The 14,552-nt window shown below is 58.7% G+C and carries 13 protein-coding genes; 11 read left to right on the forward strand and 2 right to left on the reverse strand.

Annotated elements, in window-relative coordinates:
* Positions 1-83: 83 nt before the first annotated feature.
* Positions 84-386, reverse strand: a complete 303-nt coding sequence (locus tag L248_RS01130; RefSeq protein WP_022528192.1) for a ferredoxin — start codon at positions 384-386, stop codon at positions 84-86.
* A 74-nt stretch (positions 387-460) separates the two neighbouring features.
* Between L248_RS01130 and L248_RS15715 the strand changes: the two genes are divergently transcribed.
* From L248_RS15715 to L248_RS01170, 8 genes are all read left to right on the forward strand, one after another.
* Positions 461-1,420 (forward strand): YpbB family protein, encoded by a 960-nt coding sequence (locus tag L248_RS15715; protein WP_022528193.1) that lies wholly within the window; start codon positions 461-463, stop codon positions 1,418-1,420.
* Positions 1,413-2,861: a RecQ family ATP-dependent DNA helicase gene (locus tag L248_RS01140; RefSeq protein ID WP_022528194.1), complete on the forward strand. Its 1,449-nt coding sequence runs from the start codon at positions 1,413-1,415 to the stop codon at positions 2,859-2,861. Before L248_RS15715 ends, L248_RS01140 begins: the two co-directional genes overlap by 8 nt.
* Before the next feature lie 90 nt (positions 2,862-2,951).
* Entirely contained in the window at positions 2,952-3,650 is a 699-nt protein-coding gene (locus L248_RS01145) for a LysM peptidoglycan-binding domain-containing protein (RefSeq protein WP_022528195.1), read from the forward strand.
* Positions 3,651-3,848: 198 nt separating this feature from the next.
* Entirely contained in the window at positions 3,849-4,523 is a 675-nt protein-coding gene (gene cmk, locus L248_RS01150; RefSeq protein ID WP_040534188.1) for a (d)CMP kinase, read from the forward strand.
* Between the two features lie 76 nt (positions 4,524-4,599).
* Positions 4,600-6,012 (forward strand): 30S ribosomal protein S1, encoded by a 1,413-nt coding sequence (gene rpsA / locus L248_RS01155; RefSeq protein WP_022528197.1) that lies wholly within the window; start codon positions 4,600-4,602, stop codon positions 6,010-6,012.
* 101 nt (positions 6,013-6,113) lie between these two features.
* The gene (gene der / locus L248_RS01160) at positions 6,114-7,421 is read left to right on the forward strand and encodes a ribosome biogenesis GTPase Der (protein WP_040534190.1); all 1,308 of its coding nucleotides are present in this window, start codon (positions 6,114-6,116) and stop codon (positions 7,419-7,421) included.
* 222 nt (positions 7,422-7,643) lie between these two features.
* Positions 7,644-7,919: an HU family DNA-binding protein gene (locus L248_RS01165; RefSeq protein WP_040534192.1), complete on the forward strand. Its 276-nt coding sequence runs from the start codon at positions 7,644-7,646 to the stop codon at positions 7,917-7,919.
* Positions 7,920-8,110: 191 nt separating this feature from the next.
* On the forward strand, positions 8,111-9,379 hold the full coding sequence (locus tag L248_RS01170; RefSeq protein WP_022528200.1) for a tetratricopeptide repeat protein: 1,269 nt from the start codon (positions 8,111-8,113) through the stop codon (positions 9,377-9,379).
* Here L248_RS01170 and L248_RS01175 read toward each other — a convergent pair.
* Positions 9,376-10,266, reverse strand: coding sequence for a YitT family protein (locus L248_RS01175; protein WP_022528201.1), 891 nt, complete (start codon positions 10,264-10,266; stop codon positions 9,376-9,378). The genes L248_RS01170 and L248_RS01175 overlap by 4 nt on opposite strands.
* A 126-nt stretch (positions 10,267-10,392) precedes the next feature.
* Here L248_RS01175 and L248_RS01180 point away from each other — a divergent pair, with 126 nt between their 5' ends.
* From L248_RS01180 to L248_RS01190, 3 genes are read left to right on the forward strand one after another with little or no spacing between them, the layout of a single operon-like run.
* Entirely contained in the window at positions 10,393-11,610 is a 1,218-nt protein-coding gene (locus tag L248_RS01180; RefSeq protein WP_022528202.1) for a CCA tRNA nucleotidyltransferase, read from the forward strand.
* Positions 11,607-13,502: a ribosomal protection-like ABC-F family protein gene (abc-f, locus tag L248_RS01185; RefSeq protein WP_022528203.1), complete on the forward strand. Its 1,896-nt coding sequence runs from the start codon at positions 11,607-11,609 to the stop codon at positions 13,500-13,502. The genes L248_RS01180 and abc-f overlap by 4 nt, the downstream gene beginning before the upstream one ends.
* Positions 13,503-13,528: 26 nt before the next feature.
* The gene (locus tag L248_RS01190; RefSeq protein WP_281169970.1) at positions 13,529-14,479 is read left to right on the forward strand and encodes a thymidylate synthase; all 951 of its coding nucleotides are present in this window, start codon (positions 13,529-13,531) and stop codon (positions 14,477-14,479) included.
* Positions 14,480-14,552: the final 73 nt, after the last annotated feature.

Raw genomic sequence — 14,552 nt, forward strand, 5'->3', positions numbered from 1 at the left:
AATCTGCGGAGCCTGTAGTCACCCGGGTACGCAGACCAGAATTAATTGCCACGGATCGCCCACTCATTTTGCACCACCCCAGGCTAGTCCGTATAATGAGGAGGACGCACCGGCTGCTTAGCCGTTGGCGGGAAGGGCTGCTGGCGGCGGAGGATGGCTTGGACGGGGCAGTCGCGGTAGGCCGTTTTGAATGCCGCCAACTGATCAGCGGGAATCGGCGCGGTGCCGGTGTTGTTGTCCTGCTTGCCGTACGCCACCCCCAGGTCGTCGTAATCGTAGAGCGCCGGCGCATGCAGGGCGCAGAGTCCGCAGGCGATACAGCGTTCCCGATCGATCTTGGTGAACCAGGCCGGTGCCGGTGCTGGTTTCTTCTCTGAATCCGTCATTACCACTACTTCTTTCCATCTAAGTTCATCCAATCTCATGCGTATTCACAATTCAAATAGAGGAGGGCGCCGCGGTGCCGACCTTTTTACAGTGGCTGTTGGCCGGCCGCCACGTGCGTCCGGTCACGCTATATCACATTTTACGCGGTAAACGGACCTTTTCCAATCTGTACGCGGCTTTCAGTAATGATTTGCTGCCGTTTTGGGGGTTATTGCCGCACCTGGCGCGGCCGGCGTATGAACGGGTCGTCGACCGGCTGGTGCGGGCCAGTGCACTGACCTTCACCGCAGACGGTATGCTGACCGCTCCCAGCCGAGCAGGGCAGGCGCTGCCGGCCTGGTGGCCGACTCATGTCGCCGGGCTGGTCATGCCCAGTTACCGCGAATTGGGCGACGATTTGACATTGGCGGTCCAGCTCCTGAGCCAGCTGCACCACGGGGCACCGCACTTTGCCCCGGTCACACCGCATTTGCTGATCCAGGTTAGAGTGAAGGCGTGGTATCGCCAGGCAGCGGCCGCTGATGATGCGCCGGCGATTGCCGCCTTAACGGCCCTGGTGAGCCGCTTGTCCCCGTCTGCAGCCACCGTATTGACTAACCGGCTGGTTGGGGCCGACGTGGATGCCGCCAGCTGGGATACACTGGCGGCCCATTTTGGCTGGACACCGTTCCAGGTCCAGCTGGCCTGGGCGGATGCCGTGGCCGCTGTTTATCAATACGCAATGGCTGACCCAGAGTCGCCTTGGGCCAGTCTCTGGCCGCCGGCGCCGACCGCTGTGACTGCGAGTGCCCAAGAGACCATGCGCCTGTTGCAGCACCAGTCGGTTGCGGCCACGGCTGCGCAGCGCCGCTTAGCAGAAAGCACGATCCGGGAGCACGTCTTGGAAGCCGCCATGCTGGGCTCAGACCTGGTCACCGTGCGTCCGGGCTGGCAGCTGCCCGAGCCTGGCAGCGACCACGTGGTGGACTTTTTTCGGGACCGCTTGACAGCTATTGCCGCGCAGCGGCAGAAAGGAAGGCGTGGTCGTGACTGATTTACACGCTGCATTGCAGCACTACTTTGGCTTCAGTGAGTTTCGGCCAGGCCAAGAGGACATCATTCAGGCGTTGATGGCCGGCCGCAACGTGTTGGGTATTTTGCCCACTGGGCAAGGCAAGTCGCTGACCTACCAGCTGCCGACGCTGCTGAGCCGGCGGTTGACGGTGGTGGTTTCGCCGCTGCTGGCGTTAATGAGCGATCAAGTCCAGCATCTGCAGGAAGCCGGTATCGGCGGGGCAATCGCCTTGAACAGCCTGTTGGACCGGCAAGAGCAGAATCTGATCCTGGCCCACTTGGACCGCTGGCGGTTCCTTTTTGCGGCACCGGAAACCTTGACCCGGCCGGACGTGGTGGCGGCCCTGCGCCAGCGGGGGATCGGCTTGCTGGTGGTGGATGAAGCCCATTGCATCTCGGAATGGGGCCCAGACTTCCGGCCGGCCTTTCTCCAACTCGGGACAGTCGTGCAAACCTTACGGCCGGGGCGCATCCTAGCGTTGACGGCGACCGCTTCGCCCCGCGTTCGCCAGGACATTGCCCGGCGGCTGCACTTGACGCCGGCGGACACCACGGTGGTCAGCCGGTCGGTGGACCGACCAAATATCTGGCTGGCGATTTGTCCGGTGACCAGCGAGGCGGAGAAAGCCACCTTGCTGCCGCAGCTGATCCAGGCGGTCCCCGGCAACGTGATCGTTTACTTCAACCGGAAGCGGCTGGCTAACGAGGCCGCTGCTGCGCTGGTCGCCCGGGGCGTGAGCGCCGGGGTGTACCACGGTGACCTGGATCCGCTCAGCCGGCGCAGCCTGCAGCATCAGTTTCGGAATGGCCAGATCCGGGTGGTATGCGCGACAAACGCCTTCGGGATGGGCATCGACCAGCCGGACGTGCGGGCGGTGATCCATATGGCGCCGCCCACCAGCCTGGAGGATTACTTGCAAGCCATCGGCCGGGCGGGGCGCGACGGCCAGCCCGCGGCTGCGATCACCTTATTAGCGCCCGGTGATACTGGCCAACTGGCCCAAGACGCCGTCCGCGGCTTCCCGCCGGCCAGCCTGATTCGGGCGTATTTTGACCACCCTGACCGTTTCGTCAAGGACGAGACGCCCGAGATTCAACTGCTCAAGCGGTACCGGACATTTGCCAGCGGCCCCGCGGTCACCCAATTATTGGCCGCCACCCAGCAAACCCGGCAAGGCGCTGCCAATCAAATGATTCGATTTTGTACAGCCCCAGCCACGGTTTGCCGCCGGCAGCTGCTGCTGAATACGTTTGACGCGCATCCGGCGACCGTCACCCACGACGCTGCCTGCTGCGCCTTCATCGCCCCCAGTCCGCTGCTGCACCACTTGGCCGGGATGGCCTGGCCCAGTGCGGCACCGCTTGCCGGCAGTGCCGATCCCGTCCAATCCGTCTCTGCCCGATTGGCCCAATTGTTTTAGAAATGTGCAAAACCGGTCGATGACGCGCCGCTTTTCCCTTGGCCGCTATGGTATTATTAAATAAAAGACTGACACAGGGGGTTTCGTTCCATGAAACAAGATCACGATGATGACAAGTTGAAAAAGGACGATCAGTCGGCCGGCGGCGATCAACCGTGGCAAAAGAAGTTCATGGACAGCCGTGACGACACGGGGAACCTGTCCCGCAGCGCGTCCCGCCACCGGGAAAAGAACATGACCAGTTTTGCGGTCGTCCTGGCGATCATTTTGGCATTGATGATGCTGGCCCCGATGACCTACTGGGCCGTCACGATGAAAAATGGCAACGGCAACACCGATGCCAATAAAATTACGATGACCGATAGCCAAAAGAGCAGCGAACAAGCCGCATCGTCTTCCAAAGCCAAGGCAGCGTCCGAAGCACGGGCCAAGAGTGAGAAGGCGGCGGCCAAGAAGTCATCTGAAGAGGCCAACAAAGCAGAAAAGGTATCGTCTGAGGCATCGAGCGAATCAGCAGCGGCCTCGTCCTCTTCTGCTGCACCCGCCCAAACCCAGAACAACCAAAACGCGGCCAGCAGTTCATCGACGCCGGCGGCGCAGAGCAGCAGCCAGCAGGCCGCCAGCAGCAGTACACCAGCGGCCAGCGGCGGCACATACACCGTTAAAGCGGGTGAAAATCCGTACCGGATCGCCGTCAACCACGGCATGACCCTGGCGGAACTTTACGCGCTGAACCCCACAGTCCAAACGAAGGGCATCATCCCGGGGCAAGTGCTGAAGCTGAAGTAATGGCTGCTGCTTAGGCGGTGGATGATTTTGTCCGCCGGCCCATGAAGATATTTCTTCCTCGGCTGTGAGTGGCGCTTTTCCCTCACGACGGAGGGAATTTGTGCTGTGTACTGGTTTTAAGCCATACCCGCACTGCGGCGGGGCAGCCGACGCGGCCCCGCCAACCTATTGATTGATTACGATTGGAGCAAAAAGTTCGTGCAAATTGCCATTGATGGCCCTGCTTCGGCAGGGAAGAGTACCATTGCTAAATTACTCGCCAAGCAGCTGCGTTATGTCTACTTGGATACGGGTGCCATGTACCGGGCCGTGACCTGGTGGGCACTCAAGAATCATCTGCCCCTTAACGACGAAAAAGCGATTTTGCAGAGTCTTGGTCATGAACCGATCGTCTTCGTCCCGGCCGCTGACGGTCAGCACGTGCGGCTGTTCGATACGGACATCACGACGGCGATTCGCAGTGAAGACGTGACGAACAACGTATCGCAAGTCTCCGCCTTACCCGGAGTGCGGGCTGAGATGACGAAACGGCAGCGAGAGATCGCTGCGGGTCAAGATATCGTCATGGATGGTCGGGACATCGGCACCACCGTACTGCCCCATGCGGACGTGAAAATTTTCATGGTCGCCAGCGTGGCTGAACGGGCCAAGCGCCGCTTCAAGGACAATGCCGAGAAGGGCATCCACGTGCCGGAAGAGACCTTGGCGAAGGAGATTGCCGCCCGGGATTACAAGGATTCCCACCGGGCGGAGTCTCCGTTAAAGAAGGCCGCCGATGCCGTGACGATCGATACGACCCACCTGACGATTCCCCAAGTGGTGGCCGCCATCGTGACCGAAATCGAGAAAAAAAGGCCCACCCGTGCGAAATAGGAGCACGGGTGTAGCATTTATTTACGTTTTCAAGTAAAATAGACTTTGATTGTAAGTCGTTAAGGAGGATTTTTTCATGGACGAAGAAAAAAAGAACAACGAAGCAGAAGGCAGAAAGCTGATGGAGAATGCCTTGAAGAGTGTCCACGAGGTAAAAGTCGGGGACGTCGTAACAGGCGAGGTATTGGCCATCGACGAGGAAAAGCAACTCGTTGTTGGGATTGAAAACACCGGTGTCGAAGGTGTTGTACCTTTCAAGGAGTTGACTGCCGACCGCAATGCAGACATCAACGATTTGGCTAAGGTTGGTGACAAGCTGCAGCTCGTCGTCCTCTCAACGATTGGCAAAGACAAAGAGAACGGTAGTTACTTATTGTCCAAGCGTCGCTTAGAAGAACGTAAGATCTGGGATCAGATCGAAGAGGAATACAAGGCTGGCCATACCGTTAAGGGCAAGGTCACCAACAACGTCAAGGGCGGCTTGGTCGTCGATGTTGACGGTGTCCGCGGCTTTATTCCGGCTTCCATGGTCGAAGATCGCTATGTAGAAGACTTATCCCAGTACAAGGGCCAAGAACTGGAACTCGCTGTCGTCGAGATCGAACCCAGCGAGAACCGTCTCATCCTGTCTCACCGGGCCGTTGTGGCGAAGGAGAAGGAAGCCGAGAAGAAGGCCTTGTACGAGAAGCTGCAGCCTGGCGACATCGTCGAAGGCAAGGTCGCTCGCTTGACCAACTTCGGGGCCTTCGTTGACCTCGGTGGTACTGACGGGTTGGTCCATGTGTCAGAAATTTCTTACGACCACGTTGACAAGCCATCTGACGTACTGAAGACTGGCCAAGAGGTCAAGGTCAAGGTGCTGAACGTCGATCCTGACCGGGACCGGATCTCCCTGTCCATCAAGGCCACTTTGCCCCAACCGTGGGACAACATTGAAGAGAAGGCGCCGGTTGGTGCCATTCTCGAAGGCAAGGTTAAGCGTCTGGTGACCTTCGGCGCATTCGTTGAAGTGTTCCCTGGCGTTGAAGGCCTGGTCCACATTTCTCAAATCAGCCACGAGCACATCGCTTCACCGGGTGAAGTTCTGCAAGAGGGTCAAGACATCAAGGTCAAGGTCTTGAGTGTTGATCCGCAGCAGCATCGTCTGGCCCTGTCCATCAAGGCCTTGACGGAGAATCCGCACGCTGGCGAAGAAGAAGAGGAAGGCCGTTCTGAAGGCGGCAACCGCAGCTATCGTCGCAGCAGCGAGCGCAGCGGCGGCCGGTCCGAACGTCAACCGCGGCGGAACGATCGCGGCGGTAACCGGGGCGGCAGTTCCTTCCAGAGCCGGCCGGCAGCCAACCGTGGCGGCAGCAGCAACGCCAAGGTCTCTGCCCCTGGTGAAGAGGAAGAAGATACTGGCTTCAGCTTAGGCGACCTGATCGGCGGCGCGCTGGATCAGTTCAAGTCTGACAAGCAAGACGACGACAGCCAAGACGATAACAAGTAATTCGGCGGCTGTCGTGTGAAGAAAGCAGAGTAACGGCTATGTCCGGCGAGGATGTAGCCGTTACTTCGCGTTATGACGTCATTCAGAAAGGATGTTTTGTAATGACCAAACCTGTCGTGGCGATTGTCGGGCGGCCCAATGTGGGCAAGTCGACGATCTTCAACCGGATCGCCAAGAAACGCATCGCGATCGTCGAAGACCAGCCCGGGGTGACCCGGGACCGCCTTTACGCCCCGGCGGAGTGGCTGGGACATGAATTTTCCCTGATCGATACGGGCGGTATCGAGATCGCGGATACCCCGCTGATGACTCAAATCGTTGCCCAAGCCCAGATTGCGATGGAGGAGGCCGATGTCATCGTCTTTCTCGTCTCTAACCAAGAAGGGGTAACGGAAGCCGATGAACACATCGCCCGGATGCTGTACAAGAGCGATAAGCCGATCCTCTTGGCCGTCAATAAGGCGGACAACCCGGAGCAGCGCCAGGAAGTGTACGATTTCTATTCGCTGGGCCTCGGCGACCCTTATCCCGTTTCAGGGGTGCAGGGCACCGGCCTGGGCGATTTACTGGACGCTGTCGTGGCCAAGTTCCCGGCCAGCACACCAGATGCGGCGGCGGATACCATCGCCTTCAGCGTGATCGGCCGGCCCAACGTGGGCAAGTCGTCACTGGTGAACGCTATCTTGGGCGAAGAGCGGGTCATCGTGTCGAATATTGAAGGCACGACCCGGGATGCCATCGATACGGCTTTCACCGACGACGGCACCAAGTTTACGATCATTGATACCGCCGGGATCCGCAAGCGGGGCAAAATCTGGGAAAATACGGAGAAATACTCCGTTCTGCGGGCGCAAAGTGCCATTGAACGCAGTGCCGTCGTCCTGGTCGTGCTGGATGCGGAACAGGGCATTCGCGACCAGGACAAGCACGTTGCTGGGCTGGCCCACGAAGCCGGCCGGGGCGTGATCATCGTCGTCAACAAGTGGGATGCCATCCATAAGGATACGAAGTCCATGCAGGATTTCACCAATGCGGTCCGGGCAGAGTTCCAGTATTTGGATTACGCCCCCATCGTGTTCATCTCCGCCAAGACCCACCAGCGGGTGAACACATTGCCGGCGCTGATCAAGAAGGTCGCCGCGAACCACGATCGGCGCATTGCGTCCAGCGTACTCAACGATGTGCTGCTTAGGGCCGTAGCCACGACGCCGACACCGACGATGAACGGCAAACGGCTGCGGGTGTACTACATGACCCAGGTGCGCAGCGCGCCGCCCACGTTCGTGGCCTTCGTCAACAACCCCGATCTGATGCACTTCTCGTATCAACGGTTCTTGGTCAATCAACTGCGGGAAGCGTTCGACTTTTCGGGGACGCCCATCATCATTATTCCCCGGCAGCGAAAATAAATTTAAGGTATACCGAACATTCACTGGCCCATATGGGCTATGAAAATAAATGAAATGCCGCTTTTACCCATTTTTTCGGCGAAAATCCTTGCTACTGCGGCGCTGGTATGCTATTTTTAGAAATGAAGTAATGATTCCTGTTCGACATTATTTCACACTTTTGTTTGACAAAAGTGATACGTCTGGCGAGGGATCGTCAATGCGTAGGAGGTGAATCCCAACATGGCAAATAAAGCAGAATTGATCGACAACGTTGCAGCCAAGACTGGCTTGACCAAGAAGGACGCAACCGCTGCTGTTGACGCCGTATTCAGCTCGATCCAAGCATCCTTGGCTAAGGGTGATAAGGTCCAACTGATCGGCTTTGGTAACTTTGAAGTGCGCGAACGTGCCGCTCGTAAGGGCCGCAATCCGCAAACTGGTGCTGAAATCAACATTCCAGCAAGCAAGGTACCGGCTTTCAAGCCGGGCAAGGCCCTCAAGGATTCCGTCAAGTAAACGGAGATTTGAGTACCGTTCCGCCGAATCGCCAATGTTCTGCGTCAGTAGAGCATTGGCGATTTGTGTATGCCGATAGTTTTAAAATAACACGCTCTGTGCCTGGCAGAGCGGCAATTTTCCCGACATTTTCAGGAAAACATACGGTAGAACATATGAAACATGACAACGAAAGATTAATGAGGTGGCCTATGTCATATTCAGAACAAATGCTGACGAAACTTCAAGAGGACCACGATTGGACCAATGCGAAGAAACTGTTTGCGCTGGCCCTTCGGCATGACGATGATGACACGTTGTATGATTTAGGACAGCAACTCTATGGGCTCGGTTTCACACCCCAGGCCAAACGTATATTCGAAAAGCTACTGCGGGACCATCCAGAGGAAGATGAGCTGCGCACCTATCTGGCGGACATCGCCGTCAGTGCCGGGGACAACGATGCGGCCATCGATCTGCTGGCCGCCATTCAGCCGGATTCTCCCGCTTACGTCCAAGGCTTGCTGGCCACGGCCGACGTCTACCAGACGATGGGCATCCCCGAGGTGAGCGAACAGAAATTGAAGGAAGCCAAGCGGCTGGCTCCAGACGAGCCGGTCATTGATTTTGCGTTGGCCGAGCTGTATTTCACCTTGGGCCGGTACGAAGAAGCCTTACCTTACTACCAGCGGCTCCAAGACCAAGGTGTTGACACCATGGCCGAGGTTGTGATCGGTCAGCGGCTGGGGGCGACACTGGCCGGGATGGGGGACTACGAAGAGGCCATTACGGCCTACGAGGATCTTCCCCGGGAAGCCTTAGACGCCGACACCACCTACCAGCTGGGGATGCTGTATCTGGAGACGAAGCAGTACCAGCAGGCGATCAAGACCCTGACAGAACTGCAGCAGTCCACGCCGGACTACGCACCGCTGTATCCGGCCCTGGCCCGGGCCCAAGCCGGTCTGAATCAGCTCACCGACGCGCTGGCCACCGTCCATATCGGTTTGGGGTTTGATGAGTTCAACAGTGATCTGCTCAAGCTCGGCTTTAACTACGCCACCCGAGTCGGTGACGAGGACCGAGCGGTGGATTTTGCGAAAAAAGAACTGGATCAGGATCCCGACGACCAAGACATGATCATTTCTCTCAGCAACCTCTATGTCAAAGATGGCCAAGACGACGCCAACATTGCCCTGCTCACCCAGGCCGCCGCCGCCCACGAGCTGGATCCCCAGATGTACTGGAATATCGCCAAGTCTTACGAGCGGGAAGAAAAAATGGACCAGGCCAAGGAGAATTACTTGCTGGCGTATCCCCACTTCCGGGAAAACACCGACTTTCTCCTTGATCTGATCCGTTTCTTCCAAAGTATTGCCGCCCGTCAGGAATTACTGGCCGCGCTCAAGCAGTACCTGCGCTTAGTACCCACCGACATGGCGATGCAAGACTTGTACGACGACTTGCTGGACGAACCTTAACGGCGAGTGAACAAACTGCGCCGGGGCCGCTGATAAGTAAAGCCTTCGCCCAGGGCCTCATGGACGTCCACAATGGTCACAAAGGCGTGGGGGTCTTCGTCCTCAATGAGCCGCCGCAGATCGGCGATCTCACTGGGCGAGACGACGCAATAAAGCATCTTCTGCGGGGTCTGATGGTAACCGCCCGCTGAATCGATGTAAGTGACGCCCCGTTCCATCTCGTCCATGATGCGCTGGGCAATTTCCTGATGTTTGGGCGAGATGACGAAGACGCCCCGGGCAGAGTACGCGCCCTCCATGACCTGGTCGATGATGCGGGAGAAAACGAACGACGCCAGCAAGGTGTACATCATGTGTTCGACGTCCAGATAAGTGAGGGAACTGGTCAAGACGACGACGTCGAAGATCAGCAGCGTGCGGCCCATCGGAATGCCCCGTTCCTGCTCAAAAATCCGGGCCAGCACGTCGCTGCCGCCGGTGGTGCCGCCGAAGCGGTAAATGATGCCCGAGCCGATACCGCCGAACAAGCCGGCCAAAATACCCGCGATGAAAAGGTCGTGGTGCAGGTTCAGGTTCTGGACGAAGGCTAGGCGCTGCCATACCCACAGCCCGGCGGACAACATCCCGGTACCGTAAATCGTGTACGCCAGTGCCCGTTTCCCCAGGAACTTGTAGCCGAGAATGATTAAGGGAATGTTCAGCAAGATCGTGGAATAGGCTGGGTCGATATGGAACCAGTACCGCAGGATCAAGGTGATCCCGGTGATACCGCCCTCCGCCAGGTTATTCTTAATGTTGACGGCGACCAGCCCAAAGGCATAGAAGAAACACCCGAAGCCGATCGCTGCCAAATCCCGCAACGTTCTCAGCAATTGTTTGCGCCACATGACAATATCCTCTCCTCACTGCACCAGCATACTCTGAGGAACGCGGTCCCGCGGGTCCTGTCGTCCTCTTTCTTGTATGGTACCATGAAAAGGCAGTGCACGAATATCCAGAAAGCAGGTGGTTCCATGCGGTTAGCGCCATTACCGCACGAGTTTGAACAAGCAGCCCCGGTATTGCGGCGGTTGAGCGAAGCCGGGTACCAGGCGTACTTTGTCGGCGGCGCAGTCCGCGACGCGCTGCTCCACGACCATATCCATGACGTGGATATTGCGACCAGCGCATACCCCGCCGAGGTCAAGGCCCTCTTTCACCGGACGGTGGACACCGGTATCCAGCACGGCACGGTGACCGTCCTAACGGAGAACGGCCAGTACGAAGTGACGACTTTCCGCACGGAGTCGACTTACCAAGACTACCGCCGGCCGGACCACGTGACTTTCGTCCGCTCGCTGCGGGAGGACTTGCAGCGGCGGGACTTCACGGTGAATGCGCTGGCCATGGACCACACCGGCCAGATTACCGACCTTTTCGACGGCTTGGGCGATTTGCAGCGCCACGTCTTGCGGGCGGTCGGCCAGCCGGAGGAGCGCTTCCACGAAGATGCGCTGCGCATGATGCGGGCGGTCCGCTTCCAGAGCCAGCTTTCGTTCACGATTGACCCCGCCACCGAAACCGCCATTGCCCACCACCATGATCTATTGAAGAAAATCGCCGTGGAACGCATCAATATGGAATTTGTGAAGATGCTGGCAGCCCGGGACCGGGCCAGCGGTCTGGCGACGTTCATTGCGACCAGACTGAACGAAGCCTGCCCGGGGTTGGCCGGTACCGCAGATCAGCTGCGCACCATGCTGAGCGACGTGCCCATGCCGCTGACCGCCAGCGCCAGCGTTTGGCTGCGACTGGCCGCCGCACTGCAATTGGACCAGGCGGCTGTGGGGCCTTTCATGCGGGCGTGGAAGACGACCAATGAAGAAAGGCGCCAGGTCAAGGGCTTGCTGCCGACGCTGCAAAAGGTGGCCGCAGGTACGGCCGACGCATGGGATTTGTACAATGCCGGCCCAGACTTCCTCACCGTCCTCCTGCCGGTCGCCCAGCAGCTGGGCATCGCCAGCGCCCCCTGGCAGGCCCGTTACGCCGCTTTGCCGGTCCACACAGTCGGCGAATTGGCAGTACATGGCGGAACGGTCATGGCCCGCTTCCCGCAGCTGCAGGGGCCGCACATCGGCGCGGTCTTGCAGGCGGCCTTGCGGGCAGTGGTCGCCGGGCGAGTGGCCAACACAGAACCGGCACTGCTGGAGTATATGGCTGAATTGCCAGAGATAAAGGATGGTCAACATTGAAAGTATTACAAGCCACAGGACTGCATTACGCTTACGGCGATAAGACGCTGTTCACCAATCTGGCGCTGACGATCACGCCAAACCAGCGGATCGGGCTCATCGGGCTCAACGGGGTGGGCAAATCCACCTTGCTCAAGATCCTGGCTGGTCGGATAACACCAGAGGACGGGACGATCACCACCGCCAAGGGCTACCGAATCAACTACCTGCCCCAAACGCCCACCTTTCCGGCGGGGGCAGACGTGCTTACGGCTGCGTTTGCCGGTGCCGCCGATGACTTCCAAATGGTGCGGGATTACGAAAAGGCACTGCGCGCTTACGAAAAGGCGCCGGCTGACAAGGAAGCCGCTAAGGCCTACTATGCCGCCAACGACCTGATGGACCGCCACAATTTGTGGACCATCGAAGCAGACGTGAAGAGTATTTTGACCCAGCTGGCGATTCCAGATATGACCGTGCCGGTGGCTTCGCTGTCCGGCGGTCAGCAGAAGCGGGTGGCCCTTGCCCAGGCACTGATTTCTCCAGCCGACTTGCTGCTCCTAGACGAGCCCACCAACCACCTGGATTACCAGACCGTGGATTGGCTAGAGAAACGGCTGCTGGCTTATCCCGGCGGCATCCTCTTCGTTACCCACGACCGTTATTTCTTGGATCACGTGGCGACGGACATTGCTGCGCTGCGCAATGGGACCCTCCAGATGTACAAGGGTAATTACCGCGATTACGTGGCCCAACGCTCGGTTCAGGAAGAAAGGGAAGCCGCGGCCACCCACAAACAGCACCAGCTGTATAAGCAGGAGCTCGCTTGGATGCAGGCCGGCGCGCAGGCCCGTACGACCAAGCAGAAGGCCCGGATCGAACGGTTCAAATCCCTCAGTCAAACGATCGACAGCACCCCTGGCGCCACCGGTCAAGTCACGATGGCCAGCAACGCCCACCGCTTAGGGAAAGAAGTGTTCCACCTGGACCACGCTTCCCTGACCGTGGGCGGCCACCCGATTCTGCGCGACTTCTCGTGGCGGGTGGGCAACACCGGCCGTATTGGGGTGACGGGGATCAACGGGGCAGGGAAGACTACTTTTCTCAACGTGCTGGCCGGCCGTCAGAAATTAGACGGCGGCGTTGTCCAAGTGGGCGAGACGGTTCGCTTGGCTTATTACACGCAGCTGATGCCGCCAATTCCGGAGGACAAGCGGGTCATCGAGTACATTACCGATACCGCCAGCAGCCAGACGATCAACGGCGAGACGGTGTCCGCCAGTCAGATGCTGGAACGCTTCCTCTTCCCGCCGGCTATGCACGGCTTGCGCATCTCTCGGCTGTCCGGCGGAGAGAAACGGCGGTTGTATCTATTGAAGCTGTTGATGGGCGGCCCCAACGTGCTGCTGCTGGACGAACCGACCAACGACTTGGACATTGAGACCCTGACCATCTTGGAGGACTATCTGGACAACTTCCCCGGCGCGGTGGTGACGGTCTCCCATGACCGCTACTTCCTGGACAAAGTGTGCGACAGCATGCTGTGGTTCGCCGGGAATGGCCGCATCACGTCCTTTACCAGCAGCGTGGACGATTTTCTCCACCGGCTAGTCCAAGAATCCCATGATGATGCGGCGGCTAGTCACGCCGCTGCCCAGCCGGCAACTCCCGCGCCGGCAGCCACGACTGAGAAGAAAAAGCTGACATACGCTGAACAAATCGAGTATGATAAGCTCACCGACCAGATCGACGCCTGGGAACAAAAACAAGCCGAGCTGGAAAAGGCCATGGTCACCGACGCCGCGGATTATAATAAGGTCGCCGATTTGCAGCAGCAGTATACGGCGTTGCAAGCCAAGCTGCAGCCGGCGATGAAACGGTGGGAATATCTGGCAGATTTTGCCGAAGACTAACGGAGGGAGCCCGAACGATGACAGAAATCGTGGAACAGCCGTACCTGGATCTGCTGAAGCGGATCTTTGCAGAAGGGCACCGCAAGACCGATCGGACCAACACGGGCACATACAGCCTGTTCGGTCCGCAGATGCGTTTTGATCTCAGCCAAGGATTTCCCTTGCTGACAACGAAGAAAGTGCCGTTTGGGCTGATCAAGAGCGAATTACTCTGGTTCCTGCACGGGGACACCAATATTCGCTACCTGCTGCAGCACAAGAACCACATCTGGGACGAGTGGGCCTTCACTCGCTACGTCGCCAGCGACGCTTACCACGGCCCGGATATGACCGACTTTGGCCACCGCCGTTTGACGGACCCCGCGTTTGCTGAACAGTACACCGCCGCCCACCAAGCGTTCTGCGACCGCATCTTGAATGACGACGCCTTTGCGGCCCGCTTTGGCGATTTGGGCCACATTTATGGGTACCAGTGGCGGCATTGGCAGACCAGCCAGGGAGAGACCATCGACCAGATCAGCGATGTGATCGCCCAAATCAAGGCCCACCCCGATTCTCGGCGGCTGCTGGTGACTGCCTGGAACCCGGAGGACATCCCCAACATGGCTTTGCCGCCGTGCCACACGATGTTCCAGTTCTACGTGGCGGACGGCAAGCTGTCCTGTCAGCTATACCAGCGCAGCGGCGACATGTTCCTGGGCGTGCCGTTCAACATCGCCAGCTACGCGCTCTTGACCCACCTGGTGGCGGCACAAACGGGGCTGCAAGTGGGGGAATTCGTCCACACCTTGGGCGACGCCCACATTTACACCAACCACTTGGCCGCCGTCGAAGAGCAGCTGACGCGCACCCCCCAAGCCGCGCCTACCCTCGAAATCAGCCCGGGCGTGAGCGACATCTTTTCCTATCAAATGCGCGACATCCACGTCCGCAACTACACGCCGGCGGGACCGATTAAGGCACCGGTGGCGGTATAGAGATGGATTGGCGGGACCGGCGATTTGGGCCCTCCGGCTGGCTGGGCGTGGAACGCCATGGGCACGACTTGAA

Origin of the sequence: Schleiferilactobacillus shenzhenensis LY-73 (genome assembly GCF_000469325.1) — a bacterium.
Classification (GTDB): Bacteria; Bacillota; Bacilli; order Lactobacillales; family Lactobacillaceae; genus Schleiferilactobacillus; species Schleiferilactobacillus shenzhenensis.

Bases quoted from the DNA above. Each gene is read 5' to 3' on its own strand.
- L248_RS01130 (WP_022528192.1), bottom strand. From the start codon at position 386: ATGACGGATTCAGAGAAGAAACCAGCACCGGCACCGGCCTGGTTCACC.
- L248_RS01145 (WP_022528195.1), top strand. From the start codon at position 2,952: ATGAAACAAGATCACGATGATGACAAGTTGAAAAAGGACGATCAGTCG.
- rpsA (WP_022528197.1), top strand. From the start codon at position 4,600: ATGGACGAAGAAAAAAAGAACAACGAAGCAGAAGGCAGAAAGCTGATG.
- der (WP_040534190.1), top strand. From the start codon at position 6,114: ATGACCAAACCTGTCGTGGCGATTGTCGGGCGGCCCAATGTGGGCAAG.
- L248_RS01165 (WP_040534192.1), top strand. From the start codon at position 7,644: ATGGCAAATAAAGCAGAATTGATCGACAACGTTGCAGCCAAGACTGGC.
- L248_RS01170 (WP_022528200.1), top strand. From the start codon at position 8,111: ATGTCATATTCAGAACAAATGCTGACGAAACTTCAAGAGGACCACGAT.
- L248_RS01175 (WP_022528201.1), bottom strand. From the start codon at position 10,266: ATGTGGCGCAAACAATTGCTGAGAACGTTGCGGGATTTGGCAGCGATC.
- L248_RS01180 (WP_022528202.1), top strand. From the start codon at position 10,393: ATGCGGTTAGCGCCATTACCGCACGAGTTTGAACAAGCAGCCCCGGTA.